Origin of the sequence: Mesorhizobium sp. M1B.F.Ca.ET.045.04.1.1 (assembly GCF_003952465.1) — a bacterium.
GTDB classification, from domain to species: Bacteria; Pseudomonadota; Alphaproteobacteria; order Rhizobiales; family Rhizobiaceae; genus Mesorhizobium; species Mesorhizobium shonense.
Genome location: NZ_CP034448.1, coordinates 6,375,268 through 6,400,439, shown reverse-complemented (window position 1 = coordinate 6,400,439; position 25,172 = coordinate 6,375,268). Strand labels below are relative to the sequence as shown.

The following is a 25,172-nucleotide window of genomic DNA, read 5'->3' as shown; positions in this document are numbered from 1 at the left end:
AAGGCAGGTACGCGGCGGAACCCGTATTGATGCCCGGGCGAGGCGGTATTCTTTCGGCACCCGCGACTTCAGACTTTTGCAACAGATTCTCCTGCGAATCTTGACCCACCGGGATCACGATTCAAGCTCGAACGACAAGGACGATACCTGCAAAAATCAAGGCAATCCCACCGAGCTTCGCTAGTGACAGTGTTTCCCCGAGTAGAAATGATGCCGCCAAGCTGGAAAAGACCAGCGTCAGACCAATGGCTGTCGGGTATGCTAAAGTCAGATCATAACGTGCTAAGATAAACATCCATATCAGGAAGCTAACTACGTATAGCGCGGCTCCAGAAATTACTAGAATCGCCGGCAATCCTAAAAAAATCCCTTCACTCCAATTGGTTCTCGCAACCGGAAGCCACATTTTAACCACAAGCAAGCTTGTAACGCTCGAAAAAGCATACGCGCTGAACAAAAGAATATCTGTCAGTGGTATTCGCAAGCGCATTCTCCCGCTTTTCTCTAACGTCGCTGCGCTATAATATACATTATATCAAACAGGTTGATCGTGATCGAAAAGTTGAATAGGCCTATTTTCTGCAAAGCCGCGTAGATCGCAGGGCGTTTCATGCGCAGAACGAAAATGTAATACAATACTGAACGGAATTTCCGCGAGTTACCTGGATGGCTCGCATGAATTACGTCGAAACCGTGACGATTCAGGAGCTTGGTGATGGTCGCTGTTGAAAAGTAGTGAAGGTGCGTCGGGGGATGGATCATCCGCCATTTTTTGCCTCGCAATCTTGCGTTCAGGCTTTGGATGTCGCCAGTGGTCAAGGCAAGAATGCCGCCGGTGCGCAGATCTCTCGCCGCCTTGGAAACAAAGAGATCCGGACGTTTTAGGTGCTCTATCGTGTCCCACATGGCAATGATATCGACGGGCCGGGGGAGATCGAATTTGAGATAGTCGCCACAAACCGCGTCAACGCCTCTCTCGCCCTGCGCAGAACGAACCGCATCGGCGGAGATGTCGATTCCGGATGCCCGCCTCACAACGGGTGCGACCTCTTGTAAGAAGAAACCGTAGGCGCAACCTATTTCGAAAAGCTCCTTGTCGGCCAAGTCGGATACAAGCGAGCGCAATGTGGAAATTCGATTTCGAAAGTTAAGACGAAGGCTTTCTTCTTCCGCGATGTAGTCCAAATACTCATTGCCGTGGAAATAGTCCTCGCCGTAAATGGTCGCGAGTTCTTCATCGGATATGTCGAGATTTGCGGCCACAAAACCGCACGCCTTGCAGCGAACCAGACCGGGAAACCTGCTCTCCTCGTAACGGCCGCCGCAGACCAGGCACATTTTCGGTACCTGTGTCCCCGTTGCGACACGCTGTGAAGAATGTTGCTCGTCCAAAGATGGGGTCATCGTCCCATACGCCCAATCATAACCGCTGGTCCAAGTTGCGGCCTGTCTCGATATGTCGAAAGTTGGCCAAAACGCTCGCAAAGATACGAACGACCTCTTCCTTTCCGGTTGCGGGATTGGGGTCGTTGACCAGTTCCTCAAGCTTTTCGAATAAGTGACGACCTACCGCGGGCGTCTGCACGTGGCGGAGGGCAGCGAGGGACGGGAGGCCGATCTCAACCGCTTTTTCTCCGTGGCCAAGAAATTCCTCGTAAGGTTTCTCTCCGCTCGTATCGAGCGGAGTCAGCAGAACCGGCCAGCGATCCCGCGCAGCGGCGGAATCGACCGCGTTGCGCGCCTGGTCTTCGTCCTCGTAGAATTCGGGTTCAAACCCGAAGTGCGCTAGAAACCGTGCCGCGATATTCTCCAGGGGTTGGAGATGGACCTCCGCCTCCATATGCGGGAATACGATGTGTCCGTCAGGGGCGAGAAACGTTGCGAGCACACAGATCTCTGCAGCCTCGGCCTGCGTGACAAAGTAGCGGCGGGTGTCCCTGGGAACGGCAATCGGCTGGCGGGCAGCAAGCCGAAGCCCGAAGTTCTGGAGTAGACTACCGTTCGAGAAGGCGACATTGGCAAAGCGGGCCGAGGTAGTTCGCCCATTTTCAGGAGCACCGACGGCAAAGATTAGGTCTTCCATCAACCGCTTGCTAGCGCCCATCAGGCTGGTTGGGTTGGCCGCCTTGTCCGTCGATACAGCAAAATATGTCGAGGCGTGACCGTAACGCTTCAGCCACTCCTTGAAACGGGCGTGGCGGACCAAGTTCGTATCTATCATTTGGAGAAGGGAGAAAATATCCTTTTCCGACCTGACATGCTTCAATGCTGCGAAGTTAAGGACCGCATCGTAGGCGCGCATGTCCGCCAACAGACGCGCGGCAATCGGGCTTCCATAATCTAGCGGGAAGGTACGAAAATCCAAGCCGTCAGCTATGCCCTCTCGCCTTCCACGGAGATTCCGGACCAACTCGGCGAGATAATTTTCGCTATGATCGACTACATGGATTGCCGCGGGTTGGAAGCGCGTAAGCAAGGCGGTTGTGGCCGAACCGATAGAACCGCCGCCGCCGATCACGAGAATGCGCCGACCTGAGATCCGATCGAGCAATTTCGAGGAACTCGCGGAGATATCGTTGGCAAAAAGCGACTCGCTTCGACCTGTGACGAGCGTGTCGAGGTCGGCGGCGGCCGGGTTGCGCGGAAGGCGAATGGGGAATGCGATGGGCATGCCTACGAGAGTCCTTGATGTATGAGAGTCCTTGATGTCACATTAGCCATGGCGGTCGCCGACGGCAGCTGAATCGAAGCCAGATACGCGGCCAATATGTCGCGAGACAATATAACGAGGACGATTCTTCACTTCGTCGAATATCAAGCTAATGTACTCTCCAAGGACTCCAAGGAAAAAAAGTTGAACTCCACCGATAAAGATAACGGCAGCAAACAAAGAGCTCCATCCTGGGACATCCACCGTTTTCGTGAAGTAAAAAGCGATTTGGAGTGCACCTACGATCAGGCTCAGCACCGACAATATCAATCCGGCGCCAACGCAAAAGCGCAGAGGTACCTTTGAAAAGGAACAGACGCCATTTAGCGCGAAATTGAGCAACGTGGAGAGGCGATATTTTGATTGGCCCTGGGTGCGAACGGCCGGCACAAACGGAACATAGTCAACCCGGAATCCGACCCATCCGACCAGTCCGCGCAGGAAAGGATTATGTTCGCGAACCTCGTTTCGGAAGATCTCGACAACACGGCGTGACAGCAGTCGGTAGTCCGCCGCGCCGACTTGCAATCCGACGCCGCCCAGCTTTTGGAACAACCTATAGAACCAGCGCGATGTCGTCCTTTTCAGCATATGTATTTCGCCGGGGTCTTGACGTAGGGTCTGAACAATATCGGCTCCGTCCGCCCATCGCCGAATGAGGTCTGGGATAAGCTCGGGCGGATGCTGAAGGTCGCTATCAAGCATGATCACCGCTTCGGCTTCGCTGCAGTCTATCCCTGCCACCAACGCAGCTTGATGTCCAAATCTCCGCGACATGACGAGAAGTTCAATGCGCTCGTCAGCCTCTGCGATCGCTTTCAAAATGGCCTCTGTCCGATCGCCTGAAGGGTCAAGCACATATCGCACGCGAAATCGATGGTCGCCTCCATGGCAGTTCAGCACGTCCATCAGCCGCTCATGAAATGAGCTGATCGCCTCTTCTTCCCGGAATACCGGACAGATTATGTCGATTCTTTTCATGGCTGCCCCATACTCTCAATTAGCTTCCGCAGACCAGTTACGAGAGATATATGCGGTTCCCAGCCGGTGGCAGATCTCAACGCAGTAGTATCCGCTACGACGCAGTCGATTTCGTTTCTCCGCCGCTGCTCGATCGATCGGTACGGCTTCTCCACCCCAGCGGCCGCCATGGCCGCCTGTATGATCTCCTCGACCGAGTAAGCAAAACCGCTGCCGATGTTGAAAACGGAGCCTGACGGTGCGGTTGAGGTCGCCAAGATCGCATCGATCACGTCATCGATATAGATGTAGTCCCGCTTTGGCGCCAAGTCTTTTACCTCGACAGTTGGTTGCCCACGATCGAGTATTTGCCCCACTATGAAAGGCACGAGAAAATCGGGGCTTTGTAGAGGGCCATATGTATTAAAGAGCCGGAGTGTGACACAGGATACGCCGTAGTATTGAACGAAGAAGTCACAAACCTCCTCGGCGATCCGCTTCGAAAAAGCATACGGATTGTTGGCGCTGACAGGGTGATCCTCGGCAATCGGCAGATGCCGGGGCAGGCCATAAATGTAAGCGCTGAGAAACGTAATGGCGCAGCCATGTCGCCGGCACTGATCGAGCACGCGCATCGTGCCCAACGCGTTCGTCTCGAAGAAGTTGAGCGGCTGCTCCCAAGCACTGGGCACGCCAGTCAATCCAGCCAAATGGAATATCCTGTCCACTCCCTCCAACGGCAATTCGTCGCGGCAGACGTCGAAACCCCGACTGCGCGAGAGTTCGAGTACCTCCACGCCTGCCGTTTGTAGCCGTTGGACGAGGTGACTGCCGACAAAACCGCTGGCACCCGTTACGGCGACGCGCTTCCATCTGCGTGCCGGCTCGACACTGGACTGCGGGACGCTTGTGATCACAAGTCGAGCACCTTTGACAAATTGGGCCAGTCCTCTGTGGCCTTTTGATAGTCTTCCGGCCGGCCGATATCCAACCAGTAGCCCTCATGTTGCCGGACAGCTATCGGCAGGTCGGATGCCAGGAACCGGAGGACGAGATCATCAAAACCGTACGGTTGATCCTCGGGAATTCTGGCAATCACGGAATGGTTCAAGCAATAGACGCCCATACTCACCAGATAGGGAATGCTGGGCTTTTCCTCGAAACCACGGAGTTCTCCGGACTCCCGTACATGCAAGACGCCGTAATCAATCCGCTGCTCTCGCCTCGCGGCGGATATCATGAACAGGGAGCGATCTTCAACGTGCTGCCGATAGAATGCGCCATAGTCCATGTCGGTCAGAATGTCCCCATTCATCACAAGAAAGTTCTCGGGCAAATCAGGGATGAGCCTCAATGGAGCCATTGTCCCTAGAGGGCGGGTTTCCAGCGAGTAATCAATCTCGACCCCCCATTTCGAACCATCGCCAAAGTAAGCGCGCAGGATGTCGGCCTGATGATTGACGGCGAAAGTCAAGTGATCAAAACCGCTTCGGGCAAGCTGCCGGACGATAATCTCCAAGATCGGAGTATCGACGATCGGCATCAAAGGCTTTGGCAATGATACGGTGTAAGGCCGCAGTCGGGTGCCACGCCCCCCCGCCAAAATTACAGCTCTTGCCATCCGCGTCCCTCTGCAATCCTAGACCCTCCGCAATTCCAACAGAGCGATCCCTGCAGACTGCGAATTCCGGCGCGGTCTATATCGTCTGATCCCTACTGGCAAGGTTGCCTCCATACCGGGGAGACGAAGAGACGGTCATAGCGATTGGAGGCTCCATCATGATCGTGAACTTGCTGGTCGGTAGCGCCCGGTAAAGGCCTTTCTTGATTCAGTTCACCCGTCCAGCTCTTGCTAGCATTGTTCATCTGCAATCAGCTTTGCCATAAATGGAAGTGCAAGCTCGGGCCGGATAGCGGGCTCTGTGGGTGGCGCGACGCAGTAGCGGAAAACCGCACGTTGGAAGCTCCGTTGTGATGCTTTTGCGCATCAACGTTCCTTCTTGGCCACGGTTGTGCTCCTTCAGATGTCGTTTGACGCCCATCGTTCCATCCGGAAAGCGAGTTTGGCAGCCCAGTCGCAAGGGCATTGATGTCATAGTCGGAGAATTTGATATCAATTCTCCCTGATCCGACCTCGCGACGTGGTCTAGATCAAAATGGCCCCAAAAAACATCTGGCGATCCACCCAACTCCGCGCTAATGCGGTAGGCGGGTGATGGGGTCGGGTATTTGCAATTCAGAGTGGTTGCGGACAATGGTCGATCCTGCGCCGTTCTGATAGTATTCCCGCGCCTGGAGTTCAGTACTACCCAATGACCGCCTATGTAGAAGCCGTATCGGGAATCCGACCGAAGATGCGGCGCGCCATCATCATGGTTCAGGACTTGATCATGGTCCTGATCGCGGTGACGCTCAGCCTCACGCTCTCGCAGTCGCGGCTTTCGTTCGATGCGTTCTCCTCCGGCGGGCTGGTCTGTTGGGCGGTCATCGTGCTCGCAGCCCATCTGTTGTTCCGCGCTAGCGGCCTCTACAGCACCGTTTGGCGCTTTGCCTCCACGCCCGACTTCTTCAACATCCTGAAGGGCTGCGGCAGCCTGACTATCGTCCTCTATCTGGCCGCGGTTGCCTTCCGTTCCTTCTATCAGCCGGTCGCCGGCCTCAACGAGCGCCAGTTCATCGTCTTCTTCCTGGTTTCCTTCACCATCATTTCGGCGCCCAGGCTCTACTATCGCTTTCTTCGTGACGGCGCGTCCTGGCGCATCCTGCGCCGCGCCGCCAGCGACGCTTCGATCAAGCAGGCGCTGTTTATCGGCCGGTTGAGCGAGGCCGACGTGATCGTGCGCTTCACGCGCACGTCAGCGCCGGTCGAATACGCCATCGCCGGCATCATGGCGACCGAGAGCGATGCGCCGCTCGGCACGCAGATCCAGGGCGTCCCGGTCGTGGCGCTCCGGCCGCGGCTGGTCGAGGTGCTGGAGGAATATGTCAAGGGCACGGAAAACCTCGACCTTTTGATCTTCGGCAACGGGGTCGAGCGCGAGATCGAGGACTATGCCGAGCTGGTTCGCGTCGCCCGCCACAGCGGCATCGCCGTCGTCCAGTTTTCCGGCCTTTCGGAGCTGGGGCAGGGCGGCAAGCTGGTTCTCGATGCCGTCGAGATGGAAACCATCATGCGCCGTTCGGCGGTCGCCACCGACACGGCGCGCATCAGCGCCTTCGTCGGCGGCAAGCGCGTGCTGGTCACCGGCGGCGCCGGCTCCATCGGTCGCATCCTGGTCAAGCGCGCGCTGGAGCTCGGCGCCGAGGCGGTGCTGGTGGCCGACAATTCCGAGTTCGGCATTTTCCAGCTCGATCAGCTGATCGACGAAAAAGACCGCGGCCGCCTGACCAGCCGCATCGTCGACGTCACCGACAAGCCGCACATGATGCACCTCGTCAGCGAGTTCAAGCCCGCCATCCTCTTTCACGCCGCGGCGCTGAAGCACGTGCCGCTCTTGGAAGAGAACTGGGAAGCGGCGATCGAGACGAATGTCTTCGGCACGCTCGCCTGCGCCGAGGTCGCGGCCGAATGCGGCGTGCCGCAGTTCCTGCTGATTTCCAGCGACAAGGCCGTCGACCCGACCTCGGTGCTCGGCGTCACCAAGCGCGCGGCTGAGCAGATCGTCTCCTCGCTGCATGAAACCCACGCCGCGCCATTCCATGCCGGGGAGTTGAACGGGCACCAGGCCGGCGCGCATCACGTCCATCACGTGGGCGCGCATCGTCCCGGCACCAAATTCATCGCCGTGCGCTTCGGCAACGTCTTCGGTTCCAACGGCTCGGTGGCGACCATCTTCCAGGCGCAGATCAAGGCCGGCGGGCCGGTCACCATCACCGACCGCCGGATGACACGCTATTTCATGACGGTTGCCGAGGCGGTCGACCTCGTCATCATGTCGGCCGCCGATGCCGAGCAGCGCCAGGGCAGGGACGACTACGCCATCTACATGCTCGACATGGGCAAGCCCGTGCCGATCCTCGAAGTCGCCGAGACCATGATCCGCATGGCCGGCAAAAGCCCCTACACCGACATTGCGATCCGCTTCACCGGCATCAGGCCCGGCGAGAAGCTGCACGAGACGCTGCATGGCGAGAACGAAGAGGTCGTCAAGCTCGACACCGCTAAGATCTTCGGCCTCAGGACCGACGTCGTGGAATGGCCGAGGATCGAGGCCGCGCTGCCGGCGCTGGTGGCCGCCATGCGGGATCGGGACAAGGCTGCCGCGCTTGCGATCCTAGCCGGGCTCTACCGGGCGGAGGAAGGCATCGGCGGCGCGCCGCGCGAGCACGCGGTGCCGAAAACGGCCGGACAGATCGGCTAATAGATGTTGCGCAAAATGCGCTGCATTGGCGCCGGATCTGAGCCGTGACGACAAAGCGGGCTTTCGACCTGACTGTCGCGACCATGATGCTGGCGGTGACGTCGCCTGTCGTGCTCACCGCCATGCTGGCGATCAGGGCGACATCGCCCGGGCCGGCCATCTTCTCGCAGCCGCGCCTCGGGCGCGGAGGCGCTGTCTTTGCCTGCCACAAGCTGCGCACCATGCATCGCGACACCCCGTCCTTGCCCACGCATGAGGCGCCGGTCAGTTCGGTCACCGCGGTCGGCAAGCTGCTGCGCCGGACCAAGATCGACGAACTGCCGCAGCTCTGGAACGTGCTCAAAGGCGAGATGAGCCTTGTCGGCCCCCGGCCATGCCTGCCGACGCAGGCGGAACTGATCGGGTACCGGCAACGGCTGGGTGTGCTGGCAGCACTTCCGGGCATCACCGGGCTGGCGCAGATCAAGGGCATCGACATGTCCGACCCAAAGCTCTGCGCCGAGACCGACGCGGCCTACCTGAAGGCCGCTTCGATCGGCCTCGATCTGCGCATATTGGCGGGCACGTTCTACCGTGCCTAATGCATGTCGCCCAAAAGTGTGTAGAGGTCTTGGGACAACGACATGCATCGAAATGAAAATTTAAGGCGCGCTGCGCTTTAACCGACGCGCCAATTCGCGAAGCCGGTCGACGGTATCGGTTTCCGCCGTCCAGCCTTCCGACACGAGCAGCGACGAATCGCAGATCTGGGTCGCGGTCAGGGCCTGCCATGAAGCCGGCCTGCCAAGCAGCGTTGTCGCCAGCCGCAGCGGCAGCGCTGGCACCGGAACAAGGCGCTGCGGGCGGCCGAAACCCTGCCGGGCCGCGGTGATGATTTGCGACATCGCAAGAGGGGCAGCATTGCCCGCGACATAGGCTGGGCGGAGCGGTCCCCGGTGGTTCAGAAGATGCAGCACCGCGCCTGCGGCCGTCTCGGAAGAGATCAGCGAACGCACACCCGCAAGCGCGCCGGCCGGCAGCGGCAGGCCCGTGTCGGCAAGCCGCATCAGCTCCGCCATGCTGCCCCTCATGCCCTCGCCGTAGACGGGCGGCAGGCGCAGCGCCGTGGCATCCGGCCGTCCGGCGTAAGCCTCGAGTATCCTGATCTCGCCTTCGCGCTTGGAGCGGCCATAGGCGCATTGCGGGGCAGGGGGCGTCGCCTCATCGATCGTGCCGCTGAAGCCGGGACCGGCCACGGCCCGGATCGAGGAAAGATAGATGAAGCGCACGCCGGTTGATGCGGCCGCTGCCTTGGCCAGTCGCCCGGTCAGCGTCGCATTGGTGGCACGATAGTCTGCTTCGCCGGCGTCCCGGTCGTTGTTCAGCGCTGCGCAGTGGACGACGTGACTCACATCGCGCATCAGCGCCAGGAAGGCCGCGTCCGGTGCATCTGTGCCGGGCAGCGGAAGCGCATCGCCGGCTGCCGGCAGTCTTTCTGGCTGGCGGGAAACGATGCGTATGTCGAATCTGGCCTGGCGCAGCCGGTCGATCACCTGGCGTCCGATCAGCCCGGTCGCGCCGGTGACCAGCACCTTCATGATCGCTGGCCGGCGGCCGATGAAGTGGCGGCGGCGCTCTCGGCGATCGGCGACACCGTTCGTCCGCAAGCCAGGTAGGTTCCGGAAACTAGGAATACCATCAGCGTCGAATCGAGAAGGTCCTGGCCGACCAGGATGCCGGTCAGTCCACCGATGAGATAGGTGATGACCGTGACGATGATCATCGTTGCGCCGAACCATTCCGCCGGGTCGGCGCTGAGGCGCAGCGTCTTTGCCGCATTCCGGGCTGCGACCACGAATATGGCCGCGAGGGACAGCGCTCCCAACAAACCGGCCTGCACCGCCGCGGTCAGAAAGCCGTCGTGATAGTGGTTGTAACCTGCGGTCATGCCGAATTGATCGTGGAAACCCTGTTTCATCAGCGCCCGGCTGCCCGAGATGCCGTGGCCGAAAATCGGCATCTCACGGAAAGCGCCGACCCCGATCTCCCACATCGCCACGCGCAGGCCGATCGCAGTCGAGTGATCGCCCTTGGTCGTCAATGCGTCCAAGTCGCTGAACAGGAAGTCGGCGCGGTCCATGATGACGGGGAAGCCGATGGCCGCGACGAGCAGGCAGGCCGCACCTGCGATCAAAGCCAAACGCGTCAGATTGGCGCCGGCGAAGCGGCGGCGGTTGATCAGCAGGACGGCGATGGCGGCGATCGGCAGGGCAACCCAGATGATGCGCGATCCGGAAAGGAGGATCGCCGCCACCCCAGCGAGCGCCGCACCGGCGAGCGCCTTCCAGCCCTTCACGATCCCTGAGAGCGCGCCGGCAAGGCACATCATGGCGGCAAGACAGGTGACCGTCGCGAACACGATCGCATTTCCGGCGCCGCCCTCGGCCCGCATGCCGACCCAGTGATACTGAACGACGGCGATCGCCAGCGCGCCGCAACATGCCGCGGCACTTGCAAGCACGGCTATGCGCGCAAGGGTGAGCTTGTCAGTGATGCTCCAGGTCGAATAGGAAAACGGGAAGAACAGAAAGGTGATCAGCGGCAGGAAGTATTTCAGATCCGCCCCGAGCGCACCGTTGACGATCGAAGCGAGGACCATGGCCACGCAATAGGCATAGATCGCCACCGTCATGGCGAGCATCGGCCCGTCGATGTTGAATCGCCGCCGCCCGAAGGCGAGCAGGAAAACGGACCACAGCCCGCCGCCGTTGAAGACGAAGCTCACCACCGATCCCAGCACAGGCGGCGAGAAGAAGCAGATGATCGAGAAGTAGATGTTGATCTGTTTCGGCGCGAGGTGGCGCCGGAGCGATGTAAACGGGTTCAATGCCTTGCTTCGCAATCTTCCAGGTTGTGCGCAGACCCGCGGCGGTGGCAGTTGCCCTCGACCCCGTTCTGTCGCGCCTCGCCCCGTTTCCCGCGCCGGTATAGCGTCTGGCGCCGATCTCCGATAGGGCGGCCGAAGGATGTTCAGTCAAAAATCGCCGACGTGGTCGAAAGCCGTTGGAAAGTCAATCTAGCCGATCGAGGCAACAGGTTTGTTCGGCGCCTCTCCATTGCTCAGCTTGTCTGGGAGGATTTTCCGTCTAATCTGGCTTACTTGGAAAATTCATTCCCGAACCGCAGTGCCCGGCGCGCGTCTTGCATTGTTATGGATAATGGCGATCTGCTAGAACGCCCGCCAGAATGTCCAGGGCTTGACGGGCTGTTTGAGGGAAACCGCGCCAATCGCCTGCAGCAAGGTTCTGGCCAGGCACGAAAGAACGCTCAACAGTCCATGAACATCGCGCTCACCCATCTGCAGCGGCTCGAGGCCGAATCCATCCACATCTTCCGCGAGGTTGCGGCCTCGTTCTCCAAGCCGGTGATGCTCTATTCGGTCGGCAAGGATTCCTCGGTGCTGATGCATCTGGCCATGAAGGCCTTCTATCCGGCCAAGCCGCCATTTCCCTTCCTGCATGTCGACACGACCTGGAAGTTCCGCGAGATGATCGCCTTTCGCGACCAGATGGCGCAGAAGCTAGGCTTCGACCTGCTCGTCCATGTCAACGAGGACGGCGTACGCGACAACATCAATCCGTTCGATCACGGCTCCAACACCCACACCCATGTGATGAAGACGGTAGCGCTGCGCCAGGCGCTCGACAAATACGGCTTCGACGCGGCCTTCGGCGGCGCCCGCCGTGACGAGGAGAAGTCGCGCGCCAAGGAGCGTATCTTTTCCTTCCGCAACGCGCAGCATGCCTGGGACCCGAAGAACCAGCGGCCGGAAATGTGGAAGATCTTCAACACCCGCATCGCGCCGGGCGAGTCGATCCGCGTCTTTCCGCTGTCCAACTGGACCGAGCTCGACATCTGGCAGTATATTTTGCAGGAAAATATCCCGATCGTGCCGCTCTATTTCGCCAAGGAACGGCCGGTTGTCGAACGCGACGGCATGCTCATCATGAAGGATGACGATCGCATGCAACTGCGCCCCGGCGAAACGGTCGAGAACCGTCTCGTGCGCTTCCGCACGCTGGGCTGCTATCCGCTGACGGGTGCCATCGAATCGGATGCCGATACGCTGGAAGCCATTGTCGGCGAGATGCTGACCGCCCGCACATCCGAGCGCCAGGGCCGCCTCATCGACCGCGACGAGGCCGGCTCCATGGAAAAAAAGAAGCGCGAGGGGTATTTCTGAGCATGCGTCACATCCTGGCCAAGAGCCTCGCCCCGACCGACTCGATCCGCGACTACATGACCGCGCAGGAAAAGAAGTCGCTACTGCGCTTCCTCACCTGTGGCTCGGTCGACGACGGCAAGTCGACGCTGATCGGCCGGCTGCTTTCCGACACCAAGCAGATTTTCGAGGACCAGCTCGCCGCGCTCGAGCGCGATTCGCGCAAGCACGGCACCACCGGCGAAGACGTCGACTTCGCGCTCCTGGTCGACGGGCTGGAGGCCGAGCGCGAGCAGGGCATCACCATCGACGTCGCCTACCGCTTCTTCGCCACGCCGAAGCGCAAGTTCATCGTAGCCGACACGCCCGGCCACGAGCAGTACACGCGCAACATGGCGACCGGCGCCTCGACCGCCGATCTTGCCATCGTGCTGATCGACGCGCGCCAGGGCGTTCTGCGCCAGACGCGCCGCCATTCGATCATCGCTTCGCTGCTCGGCATCCGGCACATCGTGCTTGCCGTCAACAAGATCGACCTCGTCGGCTTCGACAAGACCGTCTTCGACAGCATCGTGGCGGATTACACTGACTTCGCGAAAGGGCTGGGCTTCACAAGCATCATGCCGATCCCGATGTCGGCGCGTTTTGGCGACAACGTCACCACGCGCTCCGAGAGCACACCCTGGTATTCCGGGCCGTCGCTGATCGAGCACCTGGAAGCCGTGTCGGTCGACGAGGCGGCCGTCGAACTGCCGTTCCGCTTCCCGGTCCAGTATGTAAACCGTCCGAACCTCGATTTTCGCGGCTTTGCCGGCACCATCGCCTCGGGCACGGTTTCTGAAGGTGACGAGGTCGTGGTCGCCAAGTCGGGCAGGGCCTCCCGCGTCAAGCGCATCGTCGCGCATGGGGGCGATCTTGAGCGGGCGGTTGCCGGCCAGGCCATCACGCTCGTCCTGGAGGACGAGGTCGAGGTGTCGCGCGGCAACATGCTGGTGTCGCCCGCGATGCGTCCGCAGGTCGCCGACCAGTTCGCCGCCAACATCGTCTGGTTCGACGAACAGGCGCTGCTGCCGGGCCGTTCCTATATCCTGCGAACTGAAACCGACCAGGTCAGCGCCACCGTCACCGAACTGAAGTACCGGGTCAACGTCAACGATTTCGCGCACGAGGCGGCGAAGTCGCTCGACCTCAACGAGGTCGGCGTCTGCAATCTCTCGACGCGGGCGCCGATCGCCTTCGATCCCTTCGCCGAGAACCGCACCGCCGGCGCCTTCATCCTGATCGATCGCATCAGCAATGCCACCGTCGGCGCCGGTATGATCCTGCATTCGCTGCGCCGTGCCGAAAACATCCACTGGCAGTCGCTCGATGTCGGCAAGCGCGGCCGCAGCGACCTGAAGAACCAGCGCTCGGCCGTGTTCTGGTTCACCGGCCTGTCCGGCTCGGGCAAGTCGACCATCGCAAATCTCTTCGAGAAGAAGCTGTTCGCGTCCGGCCGTCACACCTATATTCTCGACGGCGACAATGTCCGCCACGGCCTCAACCGCGATCTCGGCTTCACCGACGCCGATCGCGTCGAGAACATCCGCCGCGTTGCCGAGGTGGCGAAGCTGATGGCCGATGCCGGCCTGATCGTCATCGTCTCCTTCATCTCGCCCTTCAGCGCCGAGCGGCGCATGGCGCGTGAGCTGATGGGCGAGGGCGAGTTCGTCGAAGTGTTCGTCGACACGCCGTTCGAGGAATGCGCCCGCCGTGACCCGAAGGGCCTTTACGCGCGCGCATTGAGCGGCGAGATCAAGAATTTCACCGGCGTCGATTCCCCCTATGAGGCGCCGGAGAATCCCGAAATCCACCTCGAGACTCTCGGCAAGAGCCCGCAGGAGATGGCGGAAGCCCTGGAACACTGGCTGAACGAGCGCGACATTGCCGAAGAGCAGTATGACAGTGGCGGCGGTATCTGACGACGAGGCCATGCTCGGGGTCTTCGAGCGCCTGGCGTTAGACGCCGGGCGCGAGGTCATGCGCGTCTTCCACGAGGGCTGCGCGGTCGACAAGAAGTCCGATTCTTCGCCAGTGACCGAAGCCGATCGCGAAAGCGAGAAGATCATCCTCGCCGGCCTGCGCTCCGCTTATCCTGACATCCCTTGCGTGGCCGAGGAGGAGGTTGCGGCGGGCATCGCCACCCCCGACCTCGGCGGCGCTTTCTTCCTGATCGATCCGCTCGACGGCACCAAGGAATTCGTCAACCGCCGCACCGATTTCACCGTCAACATCGCGCTCGTGCGCCATGGCGTGCCGGAAGTCGGCGTCGTCTTCGCGCCTTGCACCGGGCGTTTTTTCTCCGGCCGGCCGGGCAAGGCGGAAGCGATCGAAGTGGATGGCGACTATCGCATTGTCGGCCGACGGCCGATTGCCGTGCGGGCATCGGGCACGCCGCTCGCCGTCGTCGCCAGCCGCTCGCACAACACGCCGGAGACCGACGCCTTCATCCGCGATCTCGGCGCCGCCGAGATCGTCTCCATAGGCTCGTCGCTGAAATTCTGCCTGCTCGCCGCCGCCGAGGCCGACGTCTATCCGCGTTTCGGCCGCACTATGGAATGGGACACCGCGGCCGGCGATGCGGTGCTGCGCGCCGCCGGCGGCATGACGCGCACGCTGGATGGCGAGCCGCTCGTCTACGGCAAGCGCAACCAGGCCAGCGACACCGATTTCGCCAACCCGCATTTCATTGCTACGGGCAAGAGCGTTGCTGTTTAATCTCCCCCCTTGAGGGGGAGATGTCGCCGAAGGCGACAGAGGGGGTCGCCTCAACTGGCGCGACGCCATTCGTGCAGCCGTCGCGCTGAAAACGAAGTCGGCGCTTCACGCGCAGCGACCCCCTCTGGCCTGCCGGCCATCTCCCCCTCAAGGGGGAGATCATCAAGCCGCCGCGACGTGCGCGGAGTTCGAGCCGATATAGTTGCGGATCACCTCGATGATCCGGTCCTGGTTGGCTTCGCTCAGATAGGCGTGCATCGGCAGGCACAGGATCTGTTTCGGCAGCTTTTCCGAAACGGCGAGGCCGGCCGGCGTGCGCGGATAGTCGCGATAGGCGACCTGCTCATGCAGCGGCTTCACATAGTAGATGACCGACGGGATGCCCTTTTCGCCGAGATGGGCCTTCAGCCCGTCGCGCTTCGGCGTCTCGATGGCGTATTGCGCCCAGGCCGAGCGGCCGTGGCCGAGGTTGCGCGATGCCTTGACGATGTCGCCAAGCCCTTTGGCATAGCGGTCGGCGACTGCTTGGCGGGCCACCATCTCTTCCTCGAGGATGGCGAGCTTCTCGATCAGGATCGCCGCCTGCAGCGTGTCGAGGCGCGAATTGATGCCGACGCGGACGTTGTCGTATTGCGTCTCGCCCTTGCCGTGGAAGGCGAAGGATCTGAGCTTGTCGGCCAGCGCAGCGTCATTGGTGAACATCGCGCCGCCGTCGCCATAGCAGCCGAGGGGCTTCGCCGGGTAAAAGCTGGTCGAGCCGACATGGCCGAAGGCGCCGCACATTTTGCCGTCGGCGGAGCCGCCCATCGACTGGGCCGCGTCCTCGATCACCAGCAGGTTTTCGCGCTTGGCGATCGCCATGATCGCCTCGTAGTCGGCGCAAAGCCCGAACAGGTCGACCGGGATGATCGCCTTCGGCGTCAAGCGGCCTTCCTTCTTGATCATCTCGATCGCCGCCTCGAGGCTGGCGATGTCGATGTTGTAGGTGTCGGGATCGACGTCGACGAAGACCGGTTCGGCCTTGGCGAGCGCCACCACTTCGGCCGTCGCGGCGAAGGTGAAGCTCGGCACGAACACGGCGTCGCCCGGGCCGATGCCGGCGGCAAACAGCGGCAGAAGCAGCGCATCGGTGCCGTTGGCGCAGGCCACCACATGCTTGACGCCGACGTAAGCCGCGAGCTTGTTCTCGAATTCGGTGACCTGGGGCCCGAGGATGTAACGGCCGTCTTCGACCACTCGGTCGATCGCGGTCTTCAACCGGTCGCGGATTCGTTCGCGCTGCGCGCCAAGATCAATAAACTGCATGTCGGCCTCAATGGCTTCAAAATGCTGGAGCGTGCTTTCCGGATGGACGCACGTCGCTGCTATCAATAACCGGCCCGCTGGTACCAGACTTGGCACGGCTGAAAAAGCCGGCCACGGCCGAGGCGAATTGCGCAAGTGTCGCAGCCTGTTACCGTCTTTTGCCGGCCTATTGCCCGAAGAAGCAGGAAAATCCGGGCTTCCGGGTGCATTCTCGGAGCCTTCTATCGCGCTGTTCCGGCCTTTCGAAACATAAAGTGATTGGTCGGGAAGGACCTCGTGGACAGCCGATCAGGCGATTTCGTGCCGCCAGGGCGGGTTGGCGCCGGCCCGCGATACCGTCACCGCGGCCGCCTTGGCGCCTAGCTCCAACGCCTTGCGGATCGCGTCCTCCGGTAGGCCGCCGATCGCCGCCTTGGTGAGCAGGCCCTGCTCATGCAGCGAGGCGAGGATGCCGGCATTGAAGGTGTCGCCGGCGCCGACCGTGTCGACCACCTTCACCTTCTGCGGCACGACCGTGACCTTGTGTTCCCGGCTATAGCCGACCGCGCCTTCGCTGCCATGGGTGACGACGATCAGCTTGGGCCCGCGGTCCAGCCAGTTGCGCACGACGTCCTCATGCGAGCCTGCTTCGTCGAACCAGTTGAGGTCTTCGTCCGAGAGCTTGACGATGTCGGCCATCGCCATCATCTCGCGGATGCGTCTGAGATGCTTGGCCTTGTCCGGGATGAAGTTCGGCCGGATGTTGGGGTCGAGCATCATCACCCGGCTCTTGTGCTCGCGCCGCATGAACTCCTCATAGGCGGATCCCGCAGGTTCCGAAATCAGGCTGATGGCGCCGAACAGCATCGCCTCGATCTCGGCGCCCAGCTTCGGCAGGTCCTCGATGGTCAGCATCCGCCCGGCGGTGTTCTCGTCATAGAAGGTGTAGGTCGCCTGGCCGTTGGTGAGCCGCACGAAGGCGAGCGTCGTGGGTTTTGGCGAGGTGTGGGCATAGGTCGAGCTCACCTTGCTTGCGCCGAGCGCCTCGCGGAGCTGGCCGCCGAACAGGTCGGAGGAAAGGCCGCAGAAGAAGCCCGCCGGGGCGCCGAGCCGCCCAAGCGCGATCGCGCTGTTGAACACCGCGCCGCCGACATAAGGCGCGAAGGCCGCTTCGCCTTCTGTCGTCGTGCGCGGCAGCATGTCGATCAGGGCTTCGCCACAGCAAAGGATCATGTCTTGTCGGTCTCCGGCGGTTGGATCACGCCCTTGCGGATGATGATGTTGGCATAGAGCCTGGGTTCGCTGGTCGCGACGATCGCGTGCGCGGCCTTGACCCGTGCATAGAAGTCGGCGCCGGCCAGCGCAATCACCTTGTGGCGCGGCGCGCGCCTCGCGCAGACCGCTTCCATCTCACGATGCACGGGATCGGCGAGCACCGGATCGCCTTTGACCGAGGCGCGAAACAAAGCCTCCGGCGCCGTCTCGTCCACCGGAAGCACGCTCAAAACGGCATCGAGCACCGGAATGACGTGGTGGCCGTCGGCGCGGATCAGCCTGCGCGCCTGTTCCTCGGCGGGATAATTGCCGTCGACGATGGCGATCTCGTCACCATGGCCCATGGCTCGCAGCGTCGCCAGAAGCTGTGGGCCAAGCAGCGGCGGGATGCCGATCAGCATGGTCAGGCGCTCCTGGAAATCGTGGTCGGTCCGATCAGGAAGCGCTCGGAAAGCGGCAGGCTGGCGCCACCCAGCGCCCGCGCATGGATGCCGACCGTTCCTTCGCGTACGACGGGCAGTTTCAATCCTTCGGCGTCGATGCCGGCAATCGCATCCGTGACCGCATCGACAAGCCGCCGCCGCACCTCGAGCGGCATCCAGCCGTCGATCACCGCCGCTTCGAAATCGATGACCGAGGAGGCGGCGACGATCGCATAGGCCAGCGCCTGCGACGCGCTGGTGATCCAGTCATCGAGCTCGGCGCCGATATCGCCCCATTCCTGCGGTGAGGTCCAAAGATATGAGCCGTCGATGCCCTTGGCGCTGAGCGCCTTTTCCAGGATGGCGATCGAGGCGACGTCGATGAGCTGCGTCGGCTTGCCGTCCCGCCCGGGCACCGGCATCGAGCCCAGCGCGCCTGCGTTTCCGGTCGGCCCGCCGAACAGGCGGCCGTTGAGCACGATGCCGCCGCCGGCAAAGGCGCCGATGTAGAAATAGACGAAGTCGCGCGCCGCACCCGCCTGGCCGAAGACGAGCTCCGCCCCGCAAGCGGAAGTGGCGTCGTTCTGCAGATAGACCGGAAATTCGCACTGCGCCTGGATGTCGGCACGGATATCGCGGTGGCGCCATTCGTCCATGATCTCGCGCGGCGCGCCGGCGGTGTCGGCCCAGCTCCAGAGCTCAAACGGCATGGCGATGCCGAGCCCGGCGATGCGCTTGTCCTGCGCCGGCGTCAGTTCGCCGCGCATCTTTCCGATCCCCGCGGTGACGAACTGGACAGTCTCGCGCGGCGCCGGATAGCGGTAGGAATTCTGCAGCATCGCGCGCACATTGCCGAGGAAGTCGATCAGCACCAGCTCGGCGCTGCGGCGGCCGATCTTGAGGCCGATGAAGAAGGCGCCTTCCGGGTTGAGCGCCATCGGGATCGACGGCTGGCCGATCTTGCCGCGCAGCGGCGCCTGGCGGACGAGCAGCTTGTCGTCTTCGAGCTCGCGCATGATGACCGACACTGTCTGCGCCGACAGCCCTGTCATGCGCGCAATGTCGGATTTGGCAAGGCTGCCATGCTGGCGCACCAGCGACAGCACAAGCCGTTCATTGTGGTCGCGCATACCGCTCTGGTTGGTGCCGCGATGCAGGCGACTCTCCAGAGCCTCGGGCGAACCGTGCCTCGCAATGCCGGTCTCCACCCTGTTCCTCCCGTCGGTTTCCCCACACTGCTTTTCGTTCAGAATGAGTGAACGGCGCAAGCCTGTCAATAATAAATAAGAGTGATTTAATTATTGACAGACGCGCTGGACTGGTGTCTTTTGAGGTGGCGTCCACGCTGGGAGAATGGTTGGATGCGCTTGAGGCGCCGGGTTGGCCGGCGTCCGGAATGGTTCCATTGGGAGGAAATCGTGACCAAGAAATCGCTGCTGAAGTCCACCGTGTTCGCGGCGGCCGGGCTGGGCCTGCTCGCATTCGCTTCGTCCGCGTCGGCCGCCGGCGTCGGCGCCTGCCTGATCACCAAGACCGACACCAATCCCTTCTTCGTCAAGATGAAGGAGGGCGCGACCGCCAAGGCAAAAGAACTCGGCGTCGACCTCAAGACCTATGCCGGCAAGATCGACGGCGACAGCGAGAGCCAGGTCGCGGCGATCGAAAGCTGCATCGCCGACGGCGCCAAGGGCATCCTGATCACCGCCTCCGACACCAAGGGCATCGTGCCGACGGTGAAGAAGGCGCGTGACGCCGGCCTGCTGGTGATCGCGCTCGACACGCCGCTCGATCCGATCGATGCCGCCGACGCCACTTTCGCCACCGACAATCTGGAGGCCGGCAAGCTGATCGGTGCTTGGGCCGCCGCCACGCTCGGCGACAAGGCCAAGGACGCCAAGATCGGCTTCCTCGACCTGACGCCGTCGCAGCCGACGGTGGACGTGCTGCGCGACCAGGGCTTCATGATGGGCTACGGCATCGACGTGAAGGACCCGAACAAGATCGGCGACGAGGACGATCCGCGCATCGTTGGTCATGACGTCACCAACGGCAACGAGGAAGGCGGCCGCAAGGCGATGGAGAACCTCCTGCAGAAGGACAACACCATCAACGTCATCCACACCATCAACGAGCCCGCCGCCGTCGGCGCCTACCAGGCACTCAAGGCCGTCGGCCTCGAAAAGCAGGTGCTGATCGTCTCGGTCGATGGCGGCTGCCCCGGCGTGAAGTCGGTGACCGAAGGCGTGATTGGCGCGACCTCGCAGCAATATCCGCTGCAGATGGCGGCACTCGGCATCGAGGCGATCGCCGCCTTCGCCAAGGACGGCACCAAGCCGAAGCCGACCGAAGGCAAGAACTTCTTCGACACCGGCGTCAACCTCGTGACCGACAAGCCGGCCAACGGTGTGAAGTCGATCGACACCAAGGAAGGCCTCGCCAAGTGCTGGGGCTGATGCTGGCCTGACCGGCAACAAACCTTGCGGCCGGGGGCTTGATCCCCGGCCGCATCGGGTGGACGATGCGCTTTCGTAAGCGCTGACAATCCTGGCGACAGACCGGATAGCGTGGACGGCGTGTGGGGCAGTGAGCAGGCTCCGCACAGACGGGAGGAGACATGTCTCAGATTCAGGAATTCGAGAAAGTACTCTCAGGCAGCGACACAAATGTCGCCGCCTTCGAGGAGCACGGCAAGTCGTTCGTCAAGCGCGCCCAGCACTTCCTGCATTCCACGCCGGCGGCGGTGCCGCTGATCGTGCTGGTGCTGTCGGTCATCATCTTCGGCATTGCCATCGGCGGACGTTTCTTCTCGTCCTACACTTTGACGCTGATCCTGCAGCAGATCGCCATCGTCGGTATTCTGGGCGCCGCCCAGACGCTGGTCATCCTGACCGCCGGCATCGATCTCTCGATCGGCGTGATCATGGTGATTTCAGCCGTGATCATGGGCAACTGTGCCCTCACCTACGGAATGCCGACCCTTCTCGCGGTGGTCGTAGGGCTTGCCGCTGGCGGCGCCTGCGGCCTGCTCAACGGTCTGCTGGTCGCTTACATGAAGCTGCCGCCCTTCATCGTCACGCTCGGCACCTGGAACATCGTCATGGCGACGAACTTCATTTATTCCGCCAACGAGACGATCCGCGACGCTGACGTCGATGCCCAGGCGCCGTTGCTGCACTTCTTCGCGCTGAGCTTCAGGGTCGGCTCCGCCGTGCTGACGGCCGGTGTCATTGCCATGGTCCTGCTGGTGCTGCTGCTCTGGTACGTGCTCAACCACACGGCCTGGGGCCGCCATGTCTACGCCGTTGGCGACGATCCGGAAGCGGCGAAGCTCTCCGGCATCCAGACCAAGAAGGTGCTTATGGCCGTCTACACGCTTGCCGGCCTGATCGCCGCCTTCGCGGCCTGGGTCTCGATCGGCCGCAACGGCTCGATCTCGCCGTCCGCCGCGGTCACCGACTACAATCTGCAGGCGATCACCGCGACGGTGATCGGCGGTATCTCGCTCTTCGGCGGCCGCGGATCGATCCTCGGCACGCTGTTCGGCGCCATGATCGTCGGCGTCGTCTCGATGGGCCTCAACATGCTGGGTGCCGATCCGCAATGGAAAGTGCTGCTCACCGGCGTCCTGATCATCGGCGCCGTGGCGATCGACCAGTGGATCAGAAAGGTTTCGGTGTAACCATGACTGAGCAGGCTGTCCTCACCGCGCGCGGTCTCACCAAGCGCTATGGCCGCGTGACCGCGCTCAACAACTGCGACTTCGATCTCTATCCAGGCGAAATCCTGGCGGTGATCGGCGATAACGGCGCCGGCAAGTCGACGCTGATCAAGGCGATCTCCGGCGCTGTGCATGCCGACGAGGGGGTGATCGAGCTGGACGGCAAGCAGGTCCAGTTCAAATCACCCATCGAGGCCCGCGAAGCCGGCATCGAGACCGTTTATCAGAACCTGGCGCTGTCACCGGCGCTGTCGATCGCCGACAACATGTTCCTCGGCCGCGAGATCCGCAAGCCCGGCCCGCTCGGCAGCTGGTTCCGCATGCTCGACCGTCCGGCGATGGAGAAGCGCGCCCGCGACAAGCTGACCGAGCTTGGCCTGATGACCATCCAGAACATCAGCCAGGCGGTGGAAACGCTCTCGGGCGGCCAGCGCCAGGGCGTCGCGGTTGCACGCGCCGCAGCCTTCGGCTCGAAGGTGGTGATCATGGACGAGCCGACTGCAGCGCTCGGCGTCAAGGAAAGCCGCCGCGTGCTGGAGCTGATCCTCGACGTCAAGAAGCGCGGCCTGCCGATCGTGCTCATCTCCCACAACATGCCGCATGTCTTCGAGGTTGCCGATCGCATCCACATCCACCGGCTTGGGCGGCGCCTTTGCGTCGTCGATCCCAAGCAGATTTCCATGTCGGATGCCGTCGCCCTCATGACCGGCGCCAAGAAGCCGCCGGAGGATGCGCTGGCGGCCTGATCTCCACCCACCACGGTAAACAGCCGAAGGAGCCCCTCATGGACATCACGGCCTAAATCGATTTAGTATATGCTGCAGCGCGGCATAGTGGGGTAGGAGAAACGGTGAAAGCCGGTATGATCAGGCCAACCGAACGAGAGGCGATATGACATCCGCCATGACCATCGAAGCCCCCGCTCTCGACAATCCCGATCCCAAGACGCTCGCCGAAGAAGTCTTGATGTCGCTCAAATACCGGGTCGGCAAGGACACCACGGTCGCCACGCCCTATGACTGGCTGACCGCCTCGATCAAGGTTGTGCGCGACCGCGTCGTCGATAACTGGATCCAGGCGACCAAGGAAGCCTACGACCAGCAGGAAAAGCGCGTCTATTATTTGTCGCTCGAATTCCTGATCGGGCGCCTGATGCGCGACGCCTTCTCCAATCTCGGCCTGATGGAGAACATGCGTGAGGCGCTGGCCTCGCTCGGCGTCGACCTTGACCTGATTGCCGGCCTCGAGCCGGACGCAGCCCTTGGCAATGGCGGCCTCGGCCGGCTCGCAGCCTGCTTCATGGAAAGCATGGCGACGGTCGATATTCCTGCCCATGGTTACGGCATCCGCTATGCCAACGGCATGTTCCGCCAGGAGATCCATGACGGCTGGCAGGTCGAGCTGCCGGAAACCTGGCTCGACCATGGCAATCCGTGGGAGTTCGAGCGGCGCGAACGTTCCTTCGAGGTCGGCTTCGGCGGCTCGGTGGAATCGATCACCTCCAAGGACGGCCGGCTCGAACGCCATGTCTGGAAGCCGACCGAGCACGTGCTGGCCGTCGCCTATGATACGCCTGTGGCCGGCTGGCGCGCCAGGCGCGTCAACACGCTGCGGCTCTGGTCCGGCATGCCGATCGACCCGATCCTGCTCGACAAGTTCAATGCCGGCGACCACATCGGCGCGCTCGCCGAAAGCAACAAGGCCGACGCGCTGTCGCGCGTGCTTTATCCTGCCGATTCGCACATGGCCGGGCAGGAGCTGAGGCTGAGGCAGGAATATTTCTTCTCGACCGCCTCGCTGCAGGACATCGTCCAGCGCCATCTCAGCCAGTATGGCGACCTGAAGTCGCTGCCCGACAAGGCAGCGATCCATTTGAACGACACCCATCCCGCGGTCGCCGTGCCGGAGCTGATGCGGCTCTTGATGGACGTCCACGGCATGGATTTCGACCTCGCCTGGGACATCACCACGCGCACCTTCGCCTACACCAACCACACGCTTCTTCCCGAAGCGCTGGAAAGCTGGCCGGTGCCGCTGTTCGAGCGGCTGCTGCCGCGCCACATGCAGATCGTCTACGCCATCAACGCGCAGGTGCTGCTCGAGGCCCGCGCGACCAATCAGTTCTCCGGCGAGCAGATCGCTCGCATCTCACTGATCCAGGAAAATGGCGACCGTCGCGTGCGCATGGGCAATCTGGCCTTCGTCGGCTCGCATTCGATCAACGGCGTCTCGGCGCTCCACACCGAGCTGATGAAGGAGACGGTGTTCGCCGATCTCCACAAGCTCTATCCGGACCGCATCAACAACAAGACCAACGGCATCACGCCGCGGCGCTGGCTGATCCAATGCAATCCCGGCCTGACCGCGCTCGCCCGCGAGGCGATCGGCGGCCGCTTCATGGACGACATCGAGGCGATCAAGGATCTCGATCCTCTCGCCGACGATGCCGTTTTCCGAGAGAAGTTTGCCGCCGTGAAGCGGCAGAACAAGGCGAGGCTTGCGAACCTCGTCGCCGACCGGCTCGGCATCAAGCTCGACCCGTCGGCGCTGTTCGACATCCAGGTCAAGCGCATCCACGAATACAAGCGCCAGCTGCTCAACATCCTGGAGGCGATCTCGCTTTACGACCAGATCCGCTCGCATCCCGAGCGGGACTGGATGCCGCGGGTAAAATTCTTCGGCGGCAAGGCGGCGCCCAGCTACCACAACGCCAAGCTGATCATCAAACTGGCCAACGACGTCGCCAGGGTCATCAACCGCGATCCGGCGGTGCGTGGCCTGCTGAAGGTGGTGTTCGTGCCGAACTACAATGTCAGCCTGGCCGAGCTGATGATGCCGGCCGCCGATCTTTCCGAGCAGATCTCGACCGCCGGCATGGAGGCCTCCGGCACCGGCAACATGAAGTTCGCGCTGAACGGCGCCCTGACCATCGGCACGCTCGACGGCGCCAATGTCGAGATCAAGGAGCATGTCGGCGACGACAACATCTTCATCTTCGGTCTCACCACCGCCGAGGTCGCAGACCGGCGCAACAATGGCTACAATCCGCGCGGCGTGATCGAGGCCTCGCCGGAGCTGGCCCAGGCGGTAGCCGCGATCTCGTCCGGCGTCTTCTCGCCCGACGATCCCGACCGCTATCGCGATCTCATGAACGGCCTCTATCAGAGCGACTGGTTCATGGTGGCGGCCGATTTCGATTCCTACGCTGCCTGTCAGCGCGAGGTCGATGCCGTGTGGCGCAACAGCCCCGACTGGTACGCACGCGCCATCCGCAACGTCGCCCGCGTTGGCTGGTTCTCGTCCGATCGCACCATCCGCCAATATGCGAAAGAAATCTGGAACGTGCCTGCCTGATGTGATTGCATGAGGCCACGAACGATGCGCCCCCGGTGCATGCCGCCCAAAAGTGCACAGCGGTTTGGGATCACGGCATGCACCAAAACAAAGATCGGTGCATGCCGCCCAAAAGTGCATAGCGGTTTTG

21 protein-coding genes are annotated in these 25,172 nt (G+C 62.0%); 9 read left to right on the top strand and 12 right to left on the bottom strand.

Translation table 11 applies throughout. The features are described 5' to 3' along the window. Positions 1-121: 121 nt before the first annotated feature. From EJ071_RS31915 to EJ071_RS31890, 6 genes are read right to left on the bottom strand one after another with little or no spacing between them, the layout of a single operon-like run. Complete coding sequence (locus tag EJ071_RS31915; RefSeq protein ID WP_126101405.1) at positions 122-484, bottom strand: hypothetical protein; 363 nt, start codon at positions 482-484, stop codon at positions 122-124. A gap of 20 nt (positions 485-504) precedes the next feature. Beyond that, positions 505-1,404: a methyltransferase domain-containing protein gene (locus EJ071_RS31910; protein WP_126101404.1), complete on the bottom strand. Its 900-nt coding sequence runs from the start codon at positions 1,402-1,404 to the stop codon at positions 505-507. Between the two features lie 16 nt (positions 1,405-1,420). Beyond that, on the bottom strand, positions 1,421-2,671 hold the full coding sequence (locus tag EJ071_RS31905; RefSeq protein WP_126101403.1) for a polysaccharide biosynthesis protein: 1,251 nt from the start codon (positions 2,669-2,671) through the stop codon (positions 1,421-1,423). Positions 2,672-2,713: 42 nt separating this feature from the next. Further along, complete coding sequence (locus EJ071_RS31900) at positions 2,714-3,691, bottom strand: glycosyltransferase family 2 protein (protein ID WP_126101402.1); 978 nt, start codon at positions 3,689-3,691, stop codon at positions 2,714-2,716. Further along, positions 3,688-4,587 (bottom strand): NAD(P)-dependent oxidoreductase, encoded by a 900-nt coding sequence (locus EJ071_RS31895; protein ID WP_189521311.1) that lies wholly within the window; start codon positions 4,585-4,587, stop codon positions 3,688-3,690. The genes EJ071_RS31900 and EJ071_RS31895 overlap by 4 nt, the downstream gene beginning before the upstream one ends. Then, entirely contained in the window at positions 4,584-5,291 is a 708-nt protein-coding gene (locus tag EJ071_RS31890; RefSeq protein ID WP_126101400.1) for a sugar phosphate nucleotidyltransferase, read from the bottom strand. The genes EJ071_RS31895 and EJ071_RS31890 overlap by 4 nt, the downstream gene beginning before the upstream one ends. Before the next feature lie 691 nt (positions 5,292-5,982). On the opposite strand from EJ071_RS31890, the gene EJ071_RS31885 reads away from it, so the two are divergent. After that, a complete protein-coding gene (locus EJ071_RS31885) occupies positions 5,983-8,031 on the top strand; it encodes a nucleoside-diphosphate sugar epimerase/dehydratase (RefSeq protein WP_189521310.1) in 2,049 nt (682 codons plus the stop codon). An 83-nt stretch (positions 8,032-8,114) separates the two neighbouring features. Then, positions 8,115-8,612, top strand: coding sequence for a sugar transferase (locus tag EJ071_RS31880; protein ID WP_126102801.1), 498 nt, complete (start codon positions 8,115-8,117; stop codon positions 8,610-8,612). A gap of 60 nt (positions 8,613-8,672) precedes the next feature. Here EJ071_RS31880 and EJ071_RS31875 read toward each other — a convergent pair whose 3' ends face one another. Both EJ071_RS31875 and EJ071_RS31870 read right to left on the bottom strand, forming a co-directional pair. Next, positions 8,673-9,608 carry an NAD-dependent epimerase/dehydratase family protein gene (locus tag EJ071_RS31875; RefSeq protein WP_126101399.1) on the bottom strand — a complete coding sequence of 312 codons (936 nt, stop codon included), beginning with the start codon at positions 9,606-9,608 and terminating at the stop codon, positions 8,673-8,675. Beyond that, positions 9,605-10,897: an O-antigen ligase gene (locus tag EJ071_RS31870; RefSeq protein ID WP_126101398.1), complete on the bottom strand. Its 1,293-nt coding sequence runs from the start codon at positions 10,895-10,897 to the stop codon at positions 9,605-9,607. Before EJ071_RS31870 ends, EJ071_RS31875 begins: the two co-directional genes overlap by 4 nt. 450 nt (positions 10,898-11,347) lie before the next feature. Between EJ071_RS31870 and cysD the strand changes: the two genes are divergently transcribed. The 3 genes from cysD to cysQ are packed head-to-tail and all read left to right on the top strand — an operon-like array spanning position 11,348 to position 14,989. Next, positions 11,348-12,253 (top strand): sulfate adenylyltransferase subunit CysD, encoded by a 906-nt coding sequence (gene cysD / locus EJ071_RS31865; protein WP_126101397.1) that lies wholly within the window; start codon positions 11,348-11,350, stop codon positions 12,251-12,253. A gap of 2 nt (positions 12,254-12,255) precedes the next feature. Further along, complete coding sequence (cysN, locus tag EJ071_RS31860; RefSeq protein WP_145965085.1) at positions 12,256-14,193, top strand: sulfate adenylyltransferase subunit CysN; 1,938 nt, start codon at positions 12,256-12,258, stop codon at positions 14,191-14,193. Between the two features lie 10 nt (positions 14,194-14,203). Then, positions 14,204-14,989 carry a 3'(2'),5'-bisphosphate nucleotidase CysQ gene (gene cysQ / locus EJ071_RS31855; RefSeq protein WP_189521584.1) on the top strand — a complete coding sequence of 262 codons (786 nt, stop codon included), beginning with the start codon at positions 14,204-14,206 and terminating at the stop codon, positions 14,987-14,989. A 162-nt stretch (positions 14,990-15,151) separates the two neighbouring features. Here the strand turns inward: cysQ and EJ071_RS31850 are convergent, their stop codons facing one another. The 4 genes from EJ071_RS31850 to EJ071_RS31835 form a co-directional block, all read right to left on the bottom strand. Continuing rightward, positions 15,152-16,294: a DegT/DnrJ/EryC1/StrS aminotransferase family protein gene (locus EJ071_RS31850; RefSeq protein ID WP_126101394.1), complete on the bottom strand. Its 1,143-nt coding sequence runs from the start codon at positions 16,292-16,294 to the stop codon at positions 15,152-15,154. A 288-nt stretch (positions 16,295-16,582) separates the two neighbouring features. After that, complete coding sequence (locus tag EJ071_RS31845; RefSeq protein ID WP_126101393.1) at positions 16,583-17,506, bottom strand: carbohydrate kinase; 924 nt, start codon at positions 17,504-17,506, stop codon at positions 16,583-16,585. Further along, entirely contained in the window at positions 17,503-17,949 is a 447-nt protein-coding gene (locus EJ071_RS31840; protein ID WP_126101392.1) for an RbsD/FucU domain-containing protein, read from the bottom strand. Before EJ071_RS31840 ends, EJ071_RS31845 begins: the two co-directional genes overlap by 4 nt. A 2-nt stretch (positions 17,950-17,951) precedes the next feature. Continuing rightward, complete coding sequence (locus EJ071_RS31835) at positions 17,952-19,178, bottom strand: ROK family transcriptional regulator (protein ID WP_126101391.1); 1,227 nt, start codon at positions 19,176-19,178, stop codon at positions 17,952-17,954. A gap of 210 nt (positions 19,179-19,388) precedes the next feature. Between EJ071_RS31835 and EJ071_RS31830 the strand changes: the two genes are divergently transcribed. From EJ071_RS31830 to EJ071_RS31815, 4 genes are all read left to right on the top strand, one after another. Then, on the top strand, positions 19,389-20,423 hold the full coding sequence (locus EJ071_RS31830) for a sugar ABC transporter substrate-binding protein (RefSeq protein ID WP_126101390.1): 1,035 nt from the start codon (positions 19,389-19,391) through the stop codon (positions 20,421-20,423). 161 nt (positions 20,424-20,584) lie between these two features. Further along, complete coding sequence (locus EJ071_RS31825) at positions 20,585-21,649, top strand: ABC transporter permease (RefSeq protein WP_126101389.1); 1,065 nt, start codon at positions 20,585-20,587, stop codon at positions 21,647-21,649. A gap of 2 nt (positions 21,650-21,651) precedes the next feature. Continuing rightward, complete coding sequence (locus EJ071_RS31820; protein ID WP_126101388.1) at positions 21,652-22,434, top strand: ATP-binding cassette domain-containing protein; 783 nt, start codon at positions 21,652-21,654, stop codon at positions 22,432-22,434. Positions 22,435-22,579: 145 nt separating this feature from the next. After that, complete coding sequence (locus EJ071_RS31815; RefSeq protein ID WP_126101387.1) at positions 22,580-25,042, top strand: glycogen/starch/alpha-glucan phosphorylase; 2,463 nt, start codon at positions 22,580-22,582, stop codon at positions 25,040-25,042. Positions 25,043-25,172: the final 130 nt, after the last annotated feature.

Bases quoted from the DNA above. Each gene is read 5' to 3' on its own strand.
- EJ071_RS31910 (WP_126101404.1), bottom strand. From the start codon at position 1,404: ATGACCCCATCTTTGGACGAGCAACATTCTTCACAGCGTGTCGCAACG.
- EJ071_RS31905 (WP_126101403.1), bottom strand. From the start codon at position 2,671: ATGCCCATCGCATTCCCCATTCGCCTTCCGCGCAACCCGGCCGCCGCC.
- EJ071_RS31900 (WP_126101402.1), bottom strand. From the start codon at position 3,691: ATGAAAAGAATCGACATAATCTGTCCGGTATTCCGGGAAGAAGAGGCG.
- EJ071_RS31890 (WP_126101400.1), bottom strand. From the start codon at position 5,291: ATGGCAAGAGCTGTAATTTTGGCGGGGGGGCGTGGCACCCGACTGCGG.
- EJ071_RS31885 (WP_189521310.1), top strand. From the start codon at position 5,983: ATGACCGCCTATGTAGAAGCCGTATCGGGAATCCGACCGAAGATGCGG.
- EJ071_RS31880 (WP_126102801.1), top strand. From the start codon at position 8,115: ATGATGCTGGCGGTGACGTCGCCTGTCGTGCTCACCGCCATGCTGGCG.
- EJ071_RS31875 (WP_126101399.1), bottom strand. From the start codon at position 9,608: ATGAAGGTGCTGGTCACCGGCGCGACCGGGCTGATCGGACGCCAGGTG.
- cysD (WP_126101397.1), top strand. From the start codon at position 11,348: ATGAACATCGCGCTCACCCATCTGCAGCGGCTCGAGGCCGAATCCATC.
- cysN (WP_145965085.1), top strand. From the start codon at position 12,256: ATGCGTCACATCCTGGCCAAGAGCCTCGCCCCGACCGACTCGATCCGC.
- cysQ (WP_189521584.1), top strand. From the start codon at position 14,204: ATGCTCGGGGTCTTCGAGCGCCTGGCGTTAGACGCCGGGCGCGAGGTC.
- EJ071_RS31850 (WP_126101394.1), bottom strand. From the start codon at position 16,294: ATGCAGTTTATTGATCTTGGCGCGCAGCGCGAACGAATCCGCGACCGG.
- EJ071_RS31845 (WP_126101393.1), bottom strand. From the start codon at position 17,506: ATGATCCTTTGCTGTGGCGAAGCCCTGATCGACATGCTGCCGCGCACG.
- EJ071_RS31840 (WP_126101392.1), bottom strand. From the start codon at position 17,949: ATGCTGATCGGCATCCCGCCGCTGCTTGGCCCACAGCTTCTGGCGACG.
- EJ071_RS31825 (WP_126101389.1), top strand. From the start codon at position 20,585: ATGTCTCAGATTCAGGAATTCGAGAAAGTACTCTCAGGCAGCGACACA.
- EJ071_RS31820 (WP_126101388.1), top strand. From the start codon at position 21,652: ATGACTGAGCAGGCTGTCCTCACCGCGCGCGGTCTCACCAAGCGCTAT.
- EJ071_RS31815 (WP_126101387.1), top strand. From the start codon at position 22,580: ATGACATCCGCCATGACCATCGAAGCCCCCGCTCTCGACAATCCCGAT.